Origin of the sequence: Luteibacter sp. CQ10 (genome assembly GCF_040900725.1) — a bacterium.
In the GTDB taxonomy this organism is placed as follows: domain Bacteria; phylum Pseudomonadota; class Gammaproteobacteria; order Xanthomonadales; family Rhodanobacteraceae; genus Luteibacter.
The window spans coordinates 1-14,105 of record NZ_JAEUYM010000002.1 but is presented as its reverse complement, the minus strand read 5'-3'; the positions used below and the strand labels follow the sequence as shown (position 1 = coordinate 14,105).

The following is a 14,105-nucleotide window of genomic DNA, read 5'->3' as shown; positions in this document are numbered from 1 at the left end:
CGATCATAGCCCGTTGCACCGGCGCGACGGGGTCTTCACGCGCCCAATGAACCCTTGCGGCACCATATCCCGACCCATGGACATCTCCGAAAAGCTCGCCATCCTCGCCGACGCCGCCAAGTACGATGCCTCGTGCTCGTCCAGCGGCGGCAAGGGCCGGAACTCGCTCGGCACGGGCGGCATCGGCTCGACGGAAGGCATGGGCATCTGCCACGCCTATGCACCCGACGGGCGCTGCATTTCGCTGCTGAAGATCCTGCTCACCAACTTCTGCGTCTACGACTGCGCCTATTGCGTGAACCGCCGTTCGAGCAACGTGCGCCGTGCCCGTTTCACGCCCGAGGAAGTGGTGGAGCTGACGCTGGAGTTCTACCGGCGCAACTACATCGAAGGCCTGTTCCTGTCGTCGGGCATCATTCGCTCCCCCGACTACACGATGGAACAGCTCGTGCGCGTGGCGCGCACGTTGCGCACGGAACATCGTTTCGGCGGTTACATCCACCTGAAGACCATCCCCGACGCGTCGCCTGAACTCATCGATGCCGCCGGACGCTGGGCCGACCGGCTCAGCATCAACGTGGAGATGCCGACGGAAACCGGCCTGAAATCGCTGGCGCCCGAGAAGCACGCCGGTGACATCCGCAGCGCCATGGGCCGGCTGCGCCTGGCCATCGACGAGGCGAAGGCGGAAAAGAAGGCACCGCGTTTCGCACCGGCCGGCCAGAGCACGCAGATGATCGTCGGAGCCGATACCGCCAGCGATCGCGACGTGCTGGCGACCAGCACGAACCTCTATACGAATTACCGGCTTCGCCGCGTTTACTACTCCGCCTTCAGCCCGATCCCCGATGCGTCGAAGATCCTTCCGCTGAAGCCGCCGCCGCTGGTGCGCGAGCATCGCCTCTACCAGGCCGACTGGTTGATGCGGTTCTACGGATTCCGCGCCGAGGAAATCGCGCCGCCGGGCGACAGCGGCATGTTGCCACTGGACATCGATCCGAAGCTGGGCTGGGCGCTGCGCCATCGCGAGCGCTTTCCCGTGGACGTGAACAAGGCCCCGCGCGAGATGCTCCTGCGCGTGCCGGGCCTTGGCGTGAAAACGGTGGACAAGATGATCGCCATGCGCGCGCACAAGCGCATCCGTTACGACGACCTCGTGCGCCTGCGCGTGCCGGTCCGCAAGGTGGCGCCCTTCGTGGAAACCATCGACCACCGTCCCCGCGGCGATCACGAAAGCACGGTGTTGCGTCGCGACCTCCGTGAACCGGCGCAGCCCGACCTGTTCGGCTGATGTACCGCGTCACCCTCGACGATCCGTCCAGCCTCGACGAGTGGCGAAGCAAGGCGCGGGCCTTGCTGCTCGCCGGCATCGAGCCTGCGCAGGTGGAGTGGCAGACGGAAAGCGGCGGACTGTTCGGTGCCGACGATGCCTTGCCGCCGCCGCGCGACGTGCGGCCCCCCGGCGTGCCGCGCGACTTCGTCACGCTCGCGAACGGTGTGCTGGCGCATTCGGACCCGCGCCGTCATGCCGTGCTCTATCGCATGCTCTGGCGCCTGGCCCATGGCGAGAAGCACCTGCTGGCGGTCGCCACGGACGACGACGTGGCCTGGACGCACGCCTGCGTGAAGCAGGTCAGCCGCGACATGCACAAGATGAAGGCCTTCGTCCGCTTCCGCGAGGTGAAGCTGGACGGTGAGAGCGTGTACGTGGCGTGGTTCGAACCGGCGCACGACATCGTCACGCGCGTGGCGCCGTTCTTCGTGCGGCGATTCACGGGCATGCGCTGGTCGTTGCTCACGCCGTCACGCACCGCCCACTGGGACGGCACCACCCTGTCGTTCGGGCCGGGTGCGAGCCGCGCGGATGCGCCGTCGGACGACGCGCTGGAAGACCTGTGGCGAACCTATTACGCCAGCATCTTCAATCCGGCCCGATTGAAGGTGGACGCGATGCGTCGCGAGATGCCGGTGCGTTACTGGAAGAACCTGCCGGAAGCGCGGCTCATCCCCGAACTGGTGCGCGACGCGCTGCCGAGGATGCAGGCCATGGTCGAGAAACAGCCTACGATACCGAGGAAGAAGATCACGCCCTTGCAGAAGGCTGTGGACGATGCCCCCGAGGGCAGTCTTACGGCCCTGCGCAGGCAGGCGAAGGATTGCCGCGCGTGCGACCTGTGGAAGCCCGCCACGCAGACGGTATTCGGTGAAGGGCCGGCGCATGCGCGCATCGTGGTGATCGGCGAGCAGCCGGGCGACCAGGAAGACCTCGCCGGAAAGCCCTTCGTGGGGCCGGCGGGCAAGCTGTTCGACCGTGCCTTGGGCGAAGCCGGCGTCGAGCGCGACCAGCTCTACGTCACCAACGCGGTGAAGCATTTCCGCTTCGAACCGCGCGGGAAGGTGCGCCTGCACAAGCGCGCCAGCGCCGAACAGCAGGCGGCATGCCGGCCGTGGCTGGCGGCGGAGATCGACCGGATCCAGCCGGAGCGGATCGTCTGTCTCGGCGCGATGGCGGCGCAGGCGGTGTTCGGGTCGTCGTTCCGGCTGATGGCGCAGCGAGGGGAATGGCTGGACTTGCCCGACGGGCGCAAGGCGATGGCGACGGTGCATCCGTCGTACCTGTTGCGGGTGCCGGATCCCGGGGAGCGGGAGAAGGCCTATGCGGAGTTCGTGCGGGACCTGGCGCTCATGCGGGATGACTGAGGCGTCGTGGTTCGCCGATGCGATCGGCTCCCACCCCTTCGGTAGGCCGGATTTTCGAACCGTCGCTACCGAAGGGGTGGGAGCCGATCGCATCGGCGAACCCGGGTCGCGGTTCACCCCACCTTGAACTTCTTCAACTTCTTGGGTACCGAGGCGTTCTTCAGCGTCACGTACACCGGCAACCCATCCTCACCGTAAGGCGGCGGCACCTCGCCCTGGATCAACGGCGCGAGGTACTTCCGGGCCGCGGAGGTGATGCCGAATCCGTCCTTCGACATGAAGCTCTTCGGCATCTTCTTTTCGTGGTTGGCGATCTTGTCCAGCGGCGCGGCCTCGATGGTCCACTTGTACGGCTCGTCGGACTTGCGCACGATCACCGGCATCACGGCGTTGAGGCCTTCGGCGGCGTATTCGACCGCTTTCCTGCCCACCGCGTAAGCCTGGTCGACGTCGGTCTTGGAGGCGACGTGTCGCGCGGAGCGCTGGAGATAGTCGGGCAGGGCCCAGTGGCATTTGTAGCCGAGCTTCTCGCGCACCAGCGCCACCAGCACGGGCGCCACGCCCCCGAGTTGCGCATGGCCGAATGCGTCGTGCGCGCCGGATTCGGCGAGGAAGCGGCCGTCGGCATCCTTCACGCCTTCGGACGCCACCACGGTGCAGTAGCCCACCTTCTCGACGGTGGCCTGCACGCGGGCGAGGAAGGTCTCCGCGTCGAACACGTTTTCGGGAAAGAGGATCACGTGCGGCGGATCGCCCGCCTTGTTGCCGGCGAGGCCGGCGGCCGCGGCGATCCAGCCGGCATGGCGGCCCATCACCTCGATGACGAACACCTTGGTCGAGGTATCGGCCATCGACGCCACGTCGAGGCTGGCCTCGCGCACGGATATCGCGGTGTACTTCGCCACCGAGCCGAAGCCGGGGCAGGTGTCGGTGACCACCAGGTCGTTGTCGATGGTCTTCGGCACGCCGATGCAGTTCACCTCATAGCCCAGCGCGTGGCCGATCTTGGAGACCTTGTTGGCCGTGTCGGCCGAATCGTTGCCGCCGTTGTAGAGAAATGTGCGGATGTCGTGTGCGCGGAACACCTCGATGAGGCGCTCGTATTCGGCACGATTCTCTTCCAGCGACTTCAGCTTGTAGCGGCACGAGCCGAACGCCCCGCCGGGCGTATGCCTCAGCGCCGCGATGGAGGCCTTGGCTTCCTTGGTGGTGTCGATCAATTCCTCGCGCAGCGCACCGAGGATGCCGTTGCGGGCGGCGTACACCGCCATGCCCTTGTCCCGGGCGGTCTCGATCACGCCGGCGGCGGTGGCGTTGATGACGGCGGAGACGCCACCCGACTGGGCGTAGAGGATCTTGCCGGCGGCCATGCTGCGCTTCCTTCTTCGTGGGAGTGGCCCCAGCGTAGCGCGTGCCGCGTCGGCGCGGGCTCAACGGCTGCGGCGCCTTGCCACGCCCATGCCACAGGCGTTTGACGACGCGCCCCCCTGCCAGTACCTTGAGACCCATTTTCTTGTGTCCGGCGGCGATTCCTAGGACTCCCGCCCGACGAAAAACGGAGCATCCATGCGACTCGTGCTATTCGGCGCCCCCGGTTCGGGCAAGGGCACCCAGGCGGCCGTCCTCAAGGCGGACCTGGGCATCCCGCACATTTCCACCGGCGATCTCCTGCGCGCCGAGATCAAGGCGGAATCCGAACTGGGCAAGAAGGCCAAGGCCATCATGGACGCCGGCCAGTTGCTGTCCGACGACATCATGCTGGGCATCATCGAAGATCGCCTGAGCCAGCCCGACGCCAAGCCGGGTTTCATCCTTGACGGCTATCCGCGCAACCTCGCCCAGGCCGCGGCGCTCGACGAGGTGCTGGCGCGCATCGGCCAGCCGCTCGACGTGGTGATCAAGCTCGAGGTGCCCAACGAGGCCATCGTCGATCGCTGCGTGGTGCGCTTCGAGAAGGAGCACCGCCCGGACGACAACCCCGAGACGGTCAAGAAGCGCCTGGCCATCTACGCCGACCAGACGGCCCCCGTGGCCGAGTTCTACGCCAAGCGCGGCAAGCTCAAGGTGGTGGACGGCGTGGGCGACCTCGCCGACGTCACCGCCCGCATCAAGGCCGCGCTCAACGACGCGGTCGCCGCCAGCGCCTGATCCCACCGGCCCGCCGTCCCGGGCGGGCCTTTCGCCGTTCCGGCGTCTCGAGCCCAGCCATGCGCGTCCATATCCTCGGTATCTCCGGCACCTTCATGGGCGGCGTGGCCGCGCTCGCGCGCGAGCTGGGCCTCACGGTGGAGGGCTCCGACGCCAACGTCTACCCGCCCATGAGTACCCAGCTCGAGCGGCTGGGCATCCAGCTGATGCAGGGTTATGAGGCGAAGCACCTGCAACCGGCGCCCGACCTGGTCGTGGTGGGCAATGCCATGACGCGCGGCAATCCGGCCGTGGAATACATGCTCGACGAGGGCATGCGCTACATCTCCGGTCCGCAATGGCTGGGCGAGACCCTGCTCGGCGGCCGCGAGGTGCTGGCCGTGGCCGGCACCCACGGCAAGACCACCACCACGAGCCTGCTGGCCCACCTGCTCGAAAGGGCGGGGCAGTCGCCCGGTTTCCTCATCGGTGGCGTGCCCGGCAATTTCGACGTGTCCGCGCGGCGTGGCGAGGGCAAGCCCTTCGTCATCGAGGCCGACGAATACGACTCGGCCTTCTTCGACAAGCGTTCGAAGTTCGTCCATTACCGGCCGCGCATCGCCATCCTCAACAACCTCGAATACGACCACGCCGACATCTTTCCCGACGTGGCCGCGATCCAGCGCCAGTTCCACCATCTCGTGCGCACCGTGCCCGGCAACGGCCGGCTCATCGTCAATGCGGAAGACCCCTATCTCGCCGAGGTGCTGGCGATGGGCGCTTGGACGCCGGTGGAAACCTTCGGCATCGACGCGGGCGACTGGCGCGCCGAACTGCTCGCGGCCGACGGTTCGCACTTCCGGGTGTCGCAGGGTGGCACCGTGCTCGGCGACATTCGCTGGAACGCCCTGGGCCGTCACAACGTGATGAATGCGCTCGCCGCGCTGGCGGCGGCGAATGCCGCCGGGGCCGATCCGGTGGCCCTGTTGCCGGCCTTCGCGGATTTCGCCAGCGCGCGGCGCCGCATGGAAGTGATCGGCAACACGCGGGGCGTCACGGTCTACGACGACTTCGCCCATCACCCGACCGCCATCGCCACCACCCTGGCGGGGCTTCGCGCGAAGGTGGGTGCGTCGCGCATCGTCGTGGCGCTGGAGCCCCGCTCCAACTCGATGCGCCTGGGGGCCCACGCCGACGCGCTGGCACCCTCGCTGACCGATGCCGATCGCGTGGTGTTCCTGCAACGCCCGGAACTGCCGTGGGATGCGGCCAAGGTCATCGGCGCACTCCACGGACACGGCGTCGCCGTGCCGTCGGTGGACGCGCTGGTCGCCACGCTCGTGGACGAGGCCCGTGACGGTGACCACGTGGTGTTCATGTCCAACGGCGGTTTCGAAAACGCGCCGCGGCGCTTCTTTGCCGCGTTCGACGCGGGTTAGACTGACGGGCATGGCCGCGACCACGCCCACGCACGACCTGCCGCTCTTTCCGCTCTCGAACGTCCTCTTCCCGGACGGTCATCTCCAGTTGCGCATCTTCGAGCCGCGTTACCTCGACCTGGTGCGTGAATGCGCGCGCACGGGACGGCCTTTCGGCGTGTGCATGATTCTCGACGGGCGCGAGGCCGGACAGCCGGCCATCCCGGCCGCCGTCGGTACGCTGGCCACCATCACCGATTTCCATACCCGTGAAGACGGCCTGCTCGGCATCGTGGCCCAGGGCGGACTGCGCTTTCGCGTGCTGCGCACCCGGGTGCGTTCGGATGGCCAGGTGCGTGGCGACATCGCCACCTGGACCACCGAGGAAACCCTCCCCGTGCCCGCCGAATTCGGCCTGCTCGCCACGATCCTCGAGCGGCTGGCCGAGCAGATGATGCCCGCGTGGCGCCATGACGTGGCGGCCCGCGCCGACGATGCGAGCTGGGTGGGCTTCCGCCTCTGCGAACTGTTGCCGCTCGACCCGGAGGAGTGCCAGCACATGCTCGAACTCGACGATCCGCTGCAGCGCCTGGCCGAGCTGCGCGACATCCTTCCACGCTTCCAGCGCGGCTGAGGCCACCATGGCATCGCTGGCGGGAAAGACGCTGTTCATCACCGGCGCCTCGCGCGGCATCGGCCTGGCCATCGCGGTGCGCGCCGCGCGCGACGGCGCCAACGTGGTGATCGCGGCCAAGAGCGGCGTACCCAACCCGAAACTGCCCGGCACGATCCACACCGCCGCCGCGGCGGTCGAGGCCGCCGGTGGTGTCGCGCTGGCGCTCAAGGTGGACATCCGCGACGAAGCCGAAGTCCGCATGGCCGTCGCCACGGCCGCCGAGCGTTTCGGCGGCATCGACATCCTGGTGAACAACGCCAGCGCGATCTGGCTGGCCGGCACCGAAGGCACGCCGATGAAGCGCTTCGACCTCATGCACGAGGTGAACACGCGCGGCACCTTCATGGTGACGCAAGCCTGCCTGCCGTGGTTGAAACGGGCGGACAACCCGCACGTGCTCATGCTGTCGCCACCGCCGAGCCTCGATCCGCGCTGGTATGCGTCGCACGTGGCCTACACCATCGCCAAGTTCGGCATGAGTCATTGCGTGCTGGGCATGGCGCCGGAATTCGAGCCGCACGGCGTCGCGGTGAACGCGCTATGGCCGAAGACGATCATCGCCACGGCAGCTATCGCCATGATCGACGGCGTGGACCCGAAACGTTGCCGGCGTCCCGAGATCGTCGCCAACGCGGCGCATGCGATTCTCACGAAGCCTTCACGTGAATCCACCGGTCGTTTCTTCATCGATGAAGACGTGCTTCACGATGCCGGCGTTCGCGACTTTTCCGGCTACGCGGTCGATCCCTCGCAGGCCTTGTTGCCGGATCTGTTTCTCTGACGCCGTCGGTTAGCGCGACGGGTTAGCCCGTTTGGCGTATGGCCGCTTTCGGCAAGCCGTTATAACGTCCCATCCAGTCGCCATCGCTGGAAAAAGGCGGTGGAGCGTGGGGCTTGCCGACGGCAGGGGGTGTCGGTGGCGGGTCCGGACTACCCGCGAAGGCCGCGGCAGGCCACAGACACAGATGAGGAACGGGCATGTCTCGCGGGGAAACGTCAGGGCGTTGCGTCGTGTGGGTAGGCAGGCCGAGCGTCGAAGAACACTTCGGTCTCATCCGGGCGGGCTGGCGAACGGTGGTCGCCGATCCAGCCCACGATGGCGGTGGCTTGCCCGACTGCGGTCATCGCGCCATCGCCGTGCTCGACCTGCGCGCGGCCACGGAACCCGCCGCCCGCATCCTCTTCGAGCTGAAGGAAAATCATCCCGACCTCGCCTGGATCGGCCTTACCGGCACCCGCGGGTCGACGGATGACGATGCGCTGCGGCGACTGCTGCCGCAGGCGTTCCACGTCATCGAGGGCAACGCGCCGCTGGGCGCCTTGCGCCAGGCCTTGCGCCGCGTACCCGGCGACGACATGGAGATCGACGACGAACCGCCGTCGCTGCTGACCGGCAACAGCCCGGCGATTCGCACGCTGTCGCAGAACCTGCGCAAGTTCGCGCCCGTGGAACTGCCCCTGCTCATCACCGGCGAAACGGGCACCGGCAAGGAAATGGCCGCCCGCGCGTTGCACCAGCTCTCCCCGCGTCGCGACAAGCCGTTCGCGGCGATCAACTGCGGAGCGTTGCCGGCCAACCTGGTGCAGTCGGAACTGTTCGGCCACGAGCGGGGCTCGTTCACCGGGGCCGCGTCGCGCCGCATCGGTCACTTCGAATCGGCGGACGGCGGCACCGTGTTCCTCGACGAGATCGGCGACCTGCCGCTCGAAGCCCAGACCAACCTGTTGCGCGTGCTGCAGGAAGGCACGATCGAGCGGATCGGCAGTTGCCAGTCGATCAAGGTGGACGTGCGCGTGCTCGCCGCCACGCACGTGGACCTGGAAAAGGCCGTGGCCCAGGGACGCTTTCGCGAAGACCTGTTCTATCGCCTGAACGTGCTTCGCCTGCGCATGCCGCCGCTCAGGGAGCGTACCGGCGACGTCGACCTGCTGGCCCAGCATTTCCTGGATGCCTTCCGCGAAAACTACGGCACCCGGGCGCGCACGTTCAGCAGCGCGGCACGACGGGCGATGAACGCGTTTTCCTGGCCGGGCAACGTTCGCGAACTGATGAATCGCGTGCAACGCGCGGCGGTGGTTGCGGACGATGCGCTCATCACGCCCGACGACCTCGAACTCAACGCCGAGACGCGCGGTGCCGATCGCGACAGCCTGGGCAGCGCGCGCACGTCGGCCGAGCGCGAGGCCATCATGGATTGCCTGCGGGCCAGCGCCTTCAACATCAGCGAATGCGCCCGGCGCTTGCGCGTCTCCAGGGTCACGGTCTATCGCCTCTGCAAGAAACACCAACTGGCCATCGACCAGCTCCGATAACCGCGCTCACCGTCGAGAGAAACTCCCGGCCCTCGGGGGACCGGGAGTTCCCATTCGCCCGTCCGGCTTGGCAGGGTCGCCGAAAGGAACGAACACCACTGGCGGGGAGCCTCGCCAAGCAAGGAGCAATCGCCGTGCCATGCGACGCGGGCACTGATTCCCAAGGGTTTTCGGCCAGGGGCGGGTCGCGGGGAGCGGTTCGGCGCTGTAGCGGTGGTTAATCAAGCGTTGCACGGGCGCTACATGCGCGTTGTCGGCGCCCCTCCGGCCTTATACGATGGGCATCCCGCGTTCGCGCGGGCCCGGATCGATGTCGGACCGCAGACCGTACCGTGCGATTCCATCCGTCCCCAAGCTTGGGTTCCGGCGCTGCGGCCGAGGCCCGGAGTCGTTGCAATGTCGTCGTCGCATCCTGCCGATCCCTCGGACCTCATCGGCCTGGGCAAGCGCTATTGGCTGCCCGTCTATCGTCCCCGCGACGTGGTGCTCGACCACGGCAAGGGTGCCCGCGTATGGGATACCGAAGGCCGCGACTACGTCGACTTCGGCGCCGGCATCGCCGTGAACGCGCTGGGCCACCAGGACCCCGATCTGGTGGAGGCCCTGGTCGCCCAGGCCCACAAGCTCTGGCACGCCAGCAACGTGTTCTACACCGAGCCGCCGTTGCGCCTGGCCGAGGAACTGGTCGGGCATGCGCCGTTCGCCGAGCGCGTGTTCCTCTGCAATTCCGGCACCGAGGCCAACGAGGCCGCGATCAAGCTGGTGCGCAAGTGGGCCGCCTCGCAGGGGCGCGCGCCCGAAAACCGCGTGATCGTCACCTTCAAGGGCTCGTTCCATGGCCGCAGCCTCGCGGCGGTGACAGCTACCGCGCAGCCCAAATACCAGGAAGGCTACGAGCCGCTTCCGGGCGGATTCCGCTACGTGCCGTTCAACGACGTGCCGGCGCTGGAAGACGCCTTTGCCCAAGGCGGCGTGGCCGCCGTCATGCTCGAGCCGGTGCAGGGCGAGGGCGGGGTGATGCCCGCCGCGCCGGGTTTCCTCAAAGCCGTGCGCGAGCTGTGCGACACGCACGATGCGCTGATGGTGCTCGACGAGATCCAGAGCGGCATGGGCCGCACCGGCACGTTGTTCGCCCATGCGCACGACCACGTCACTCCCGACATCGTCACGGTGGCCAAGGCGCTGGGCGCGGGCTTCCCGATCGGCGCCATGCTGGCAGGACCCAAGGTGGCGCAGGTGATGCAGTTCGGCGCCCATGGCACCACGTTCGGCGGCAATCCCATGGCCGCCGCCGTGGCACGCGTGGCGCTGCGCAAGATTTCCTCGCCCGCGATCCTGCTCAACGTGGAGCGCCAGGGCAACGACATCCGCAAGGGCCTGGACAAGTGCAACCACGAGTTTCACCTGTTCTCCGAGGTGCGCGGCCGCGGCCTGATGCTGGGCGCCGTGCTGGCGCCGGCCTATGCCGGCCGGGCGGGTGACATCCTGGATATCGCCGCGGCCCACGGCCTGCTGATGCTCCAGGCCGGTCCCGACGTGCTGCGCTTCGTGCCGCCGCTCAACATCACCGACGAGGAAGTGGCCGAAGGCCTCGACCGCCTGCACGCGACGCTCGCCGAGTTCGTGGCGGGACAGGCCAAGGTGGCCTGACGCCCCCGATAGCGACCGCAGGTACGTCGCCCCGGCGCAGGCCGGGGCGTACGGCCCCGGCCCGGCGCGGGCGATTACGCGCCCAGCGTGGCGAATACCGCGTCCGCCGCGGCAATCGTCTCATCCAGCACCTCATCCGAATGCGCGCTGGACACGAACCCCGCCTCGAACGCCGACGGCGCGAGGTACACGCCGCGCTCCAGCATCCCATGGAAGAACCGGTTGAACGCCGATACGTCGGCGGCGGTCGCCTGCGCATAGCTCTCCACCGTCTCCGCGGTGAAGAACAGGCCGAACATCGCCCCCACGCGGTTCACGCTGAAGGGAATGCCGTGCTTTTTCGCCGCCGCGGCGATGCCGTCGGTCAGCCGGACCGTACGGGCGGCCAGGTCGTCATGGAAGCCCGGGGCCTGGATCAGTTCGAGCATGGCCAGGCCCGCGGCCATCGCCACGGGATTGCCCGACAACGTGCCCGCCTGGTAGATCGGCCCCGCGGGCGCCACCTGTTCCATCAGGTCACGGCGACCGCCATAGGCGCCCACCGGCATGCCGCCGCCGATGATCTTGCCGAAGCAGGTGAGGTCGGGCGTGATGCCGTAGTGCGCCTGTGCCCCGCCGAGGGCGACCCGGAAGCCGGTCATCACCTCGTCGAAGATCAGCAGCGCGCCATGTGCCGTGCACAGCTCACGCAGGGCCTGGAGGTAACCGTCCTTCGGCGGGATGCAGTTCATGTTGCCCGCGACCGGCTCGATGATGAGTCCGGCGATGTCCGCGCCATGCTCGGCGAAAAGCGCGCGGGCGGCGTCGATATCGTTATAGGGCAGGGTGAGCGTGAGGTCGGCGGCGGCCTTGGGTACGCCGGGAGACGTGGGTACGCCGAACGTGAGCGCGCCCGAACCGGCCTTCACCAGGAAGCTGTCGCCGTGGCCGTGGTAGCAGCCCTCGAATTTCACGATCTTCGAGCGGCCGGTGGCGCCACGGGCCAGGCGGATGGCCGACATCGTCGCCTCGGTGCCCGAATTGACCATGCGCACCATCTCCACCGACGGCACGAGCGTGACGATCGCTTCGGCCATGGTGACCTCGGCGGCGCAGGGCGTGCCGAACGACAGCCCGTCGCGCACGGCGCGCTCGACCGCCTCGCGCACGGCGGGATGGTTGTGGCCGACGATCATCGGCCCCCACGAGCCCACGTAGTCGATGTACCGCTTGCCTTCCACGTCCCACAGGTAAGCGCCGTCGGCACGCGCCGTGAAGAAGGGTTCGCCGCCCACCGACTTGAAGGCGCGCACCGGCGAGTTCACGCCGCCGGGCAGCAGCTGGCGGGCGCGGGCGAAGAGTTCGTGGTTGCTGGTCATCGAAGGATTCCGGGACGAGGGTCGAAAAGGTCGGCGAAGCGGCGCGTGGCCGTCTGGATATCGTCGGCCGCGAAGATGGCGGAGACGACGGCGAGGTAGTCGGCACCCGCGTCGATCACGACCCCGGCATTGTCCGGGGTCAGGCCGCCGATCGCCACGACCGGAAGGCCCAGGGCCTTTACCTGCGTCAACACGTCGTGCGACGCCACGGGGGCATGCGGCTTGGTGGTCGAGGGATACATCGCGCCGAAGGCCAGGTAATCGGCGCCTTCGGCGGCGAGTTGGCGCGCGCGCTCGATCGATCCGTAGCAGGACACGCCGATGATCGCCTCCGCGCCGAGTTCAGCGCGGGCCTCGGCGATGGAGACGTCCTCCCGGCCCAGGTGGACGCCGCCGCCGGTGGCTTTCGCCAGGGCGACGTCGTCGTTGACGACGAAAACGGCGTCGTGGAGGGCGCACAGGCGCGACAGCTCGTCGGCCTCGGCGCGTCGGCGTTCGGCGTCGATGGTCTTGTCGCGGTATTGGAGGATACGCGCGCCACCGGCGAGGGCGGCCCCGGCGGCGGCGAAGAGGTCGTCGCGGGGACCGTCGGTGATGGCGTAGACGCCCTTGCCCTGGAGTCGCGTTTTGAGGAAGGTGGTCATGGCTTTCTCTGTAGGCGTGAAGGCGTGGCGGTGGCGCCGGCGCGTCGGGGGGTGACAGAATGAAGGACTTCCCGTCAGACCACAGTACGCGTGACCATGAGCCAGAACACCGAAACCACCCTTCGCAAATGGATGTGCGTCGTCTGCGGCTTCATCTACGACGAAGCCCTGGGCCTGCCGGAAGAGGGCATCGAGCCGGGTACGCGCTGGGAGGATATCCCGGATACCTGGACTTGCCCGGACTGCGGCGTCACCAAGGACGACTTCGAAATGGTCGAGATGGACTGATTCGCAACGATAGCGTCAGGGGATGGGGCTGACAGCGTTTCGCCCCATTCCGCCCGCCATAGGGCACAAATGCCTGCTTCCATGGCTCCACGGCCGCGCAACGCGAGCCCTTTCGTGGAGGAAGCCGACATGCAGCGATTCATTCCCTTCGACGACCAATGGGACGAGCTGGCCGGGCTGGACCCGGCCTCGCTGGTTCCCTATCACGTGGGCGTGCCGTGCGAGCACGGCCTGGCGCCGGAGCCTTACTTGACCGTGCCTACGTCGCCTTTGATGGACAACGGTTCCCCGAGCTTGAGCCCCAGCTTCCCAGCGGTGCCGGCGTTCAACTCCAGGACGTAGCGCGCGTTGCCGTCGCTGGGATAGGTCTCGCAGGGGTCGGCCTTGCAGGGCTGCGCGTTCAGCTGCATCGAGACGAGCCTGAGGTCCTTGTCGAAGTAGAGAATGTCCAGCGGGATGAGGGTGTTCTTCATCCAGAAGGACCGCGGCTCGTCGTCGGCGAAGACGAAGAGCATGCTGTGGTCGGCGGCCATATGCGTCCGGTTCATCAGTCCGAGCGCGCGCTGGTCGTCCGTCACGGCGAATTCGGTGGAGAATCGCTGTCCGTGGAGCGTCACGGCCGGACCTGCCACCGCCGCGTGGGCGCCCACCGACAGGAAGAATAGCGCGGCGGGGAGGAAACGCTTGATCATCGCCATACCTTATTAGTGTGGAAAGGCGTCGAGTGTACCTAGGACGCGGGCACCCGGCCTCGCGTGCAAATTTTTTCAAAAATATGTCGGGATACCCCTTCACAGAATCGCGATCTGACCCTATACTTTCCTTCTGGTCGCGAAGAAAGACGCCCACGCGACAGTCTCTTGCTTCACCAGCCACCTCGAAAAAAAGTTTGACGAGATGGTTGACAGAAACGAAAGATGCTCTAAAATGG

Annotated in this window: 13 protein-coding genes; 9 read left to right on the top strand and 4 right to left on the bottom strand. The window is 67.5% G+C overall.

The window, feature by feature from the left end; genetic code table 11:
* Positions 1 to 46: 46 nt before the first annotated feature.
* Both JNG39_RS08955 and JNG39_RS08950 read left to right on the top strand, forming a co-directional pair.
* Entirely contained in the window at positions 47 to 1,291 is a 1,245-nt protein-coding gene (locus JNG39_RS08955) for a putative DNA modification/repair radical SAM protein (RefSeq protein WP_368311901.1), read from the top strand.
* Entirely contained in the window at positions 1,291 to 2,700 is a 1,410-nt protein-coding gene (locus tag JNG39_RS08950) for a UdgX family uracil-DNA binding protein (protein ID WP_368310856.1), read from the top strand. Before JNG39_RS08955 ends, JNG39_RS08950 begins: the two co-directional genes overlap by 1 nt.
* Positions 2,701 to 2,813: 113 nt before the next feature.
* Here the strand turns inward: JNG39_RS08950 and JNG39_RS08945 are convergent, their stop codons facing one another.
* The gene (locus JNG39_RS08945) at positions 2,814 to 4,070 is read right to left on the bottom strand and encodes a 6-phosphofructokinase (protein ID WP_368310854.1); all 1,257 of its coding nucleotides are present in this window, start codon (positions 4,068 to 4,070) and stop codon (positions 2,814 to 2,816) included.
* 196 nt (positions 4,071 to 4,266) lie between these two features.
* Between JNG39_RS08945 and JNG39_RS08940 the strand changes: the two genes are divergently transcribed.
* From JNG39_RS08940 to JNG39_RS08915, 6 genes are all read left to right on the top strand, one after another.
* The gene (locus tag JNG39_RS08940; protein ID WP_368310852.1) at positions 4,267 to 4,848 is read left to right on the top strand and encodes an adenylate kinase; all 582 of its coding nucleotides are present in this window, start codon (positions 4,267 to 4,269) and stop codon (positions 4,846 to 4,848) included.
* Between the two features lie 59 nt (positions 4,849 to 4,907).
* Positions 4,908 to 6,266 (top strand): UDP-N-acetylmuramate:L-alanyl-gamma-D-glutamyl-meso-diaminopimelate ligase, encoded by a 1,359-nt coding sequence (gene mpl, locus JNG39_RS08935; RefSeq protein ID WP_368310851.1) that lies wholly within the window; start codon positions 4,908 to 4,910, stop codon positions 6,264 to 6,266.
* A 10-nt stretch (positions 6,267 to 6,276) separates the two neighbouring features.
* Positions 6,277 to 6,879, top strand: a complete 603-nt coding sequence (locus JNG39_RS08930) for an LON peptidase substrate-binding domain-containing protein (RefSeq protein WP_368310849.1) — start codon at positions 6,277 to 6,279, stop codon at positions 6,877 to 6,879.
* Positions 6,880 to 6,886: 7 nt separating this feature from the next.
* Positions 6,887 to 7,702, top strand: coding sequence for an SDR family oxidoreductase (locus JNG39_RS08925; protein WP_368310848.1), 816 nt, complete (start codon positions 6,887 to 6,889; stop codon positions 7,700 to 7,702).
* Between the two features lie 197 nt (positions 7,703 to 7,899).
* Entirely contained in the window at positions 7,900 to 9,234 is a 1,335-nt protein-coding gene (locus JNG39_RS08920; protein WP_368310846.1) for a sigma-54 interaction domain-containing protein, read from the top strand.
* 396 nt (positions 9,235 to 9,630) lie between these two features.
* Complete coding sequence (locus tag JNG39_RS08915) at positions 9,631 to 10,884, top strand: acetylornithine/succinylornithine family transaminase (RefSeq protein WP_368310844.1); 1,254 nt, start codon at positions 9,631 to 9,633, stop codon at positions 10,882 to 10,884.
* A gap of 74 nt (positions 10,885 to 10,958) precedes the next feature.
* Here JNG39_RS08915 and hemL read toward each other — a convergent pair whose 3' ends face one another.
* On the bottom strand, positions 10,959 to 12,242 hold the full coding sequence (gene hemL / locus JNG39_RS08910) for a glutamate-1-semialdehyde 2,1-aminomutase (protein ID WP_368310842.1): 1,284 nt from the start codon (positions 12,240 to 12,242) through the stop codon (positions 10,959 to 10,961).
* On the bottom strand, positions 12,239 to 12,886 hold the full coding sequence (gene thiE, locus JNG39_RS08905) for a thiamine phosphate synthase (RefSeq protein WP_368310840.1): 648 nt from the start codon (positions 12,884 to 12,886) through the stop codon (positions 12,239 to 12,241). The genes hemL and thiE overlap by 4 nt, the downstream gene beginning before the upstream one ends.
* A 96-nt stretch (positions 12,887 to 12,982) precedes the next feature.
* On the opposite strand from thiE, the gene JNG39_RS08900 reads away from it, so the two are divergent.
* Positions 12,983 to 13,174, top strand: a complete 192-nt coding sequence (locus JNG39_RS08900; protein WP_368310839.1) for a rubredoxin — start codon at positions 12,983 to 12,985, stop codon at positions 13,172 to 13,174.
* 245 nt (positions 13,175 to 13,419) lie between these two features.
* On the opposite strand, the gene JNG39_RS08895 is transcribed toward JNG39_RS08900, so the two are convergent.
* Positions 13,420 to 13,872 carry a DUF192 domain-containing protein gene (locus JNG39_RS08895; RefSeq protein ID WP_368310838.1) on the bottom strand — a complete coding sequence of 151 codons (453 nt, stop codon included), beginning with the start codon at positions 13,870 to 13,872 and terminating at the stop codon, positions 13,420 to 13,422.
* Positions 13,873 to 14,105 lie beyond the last annotated feature (233 nt).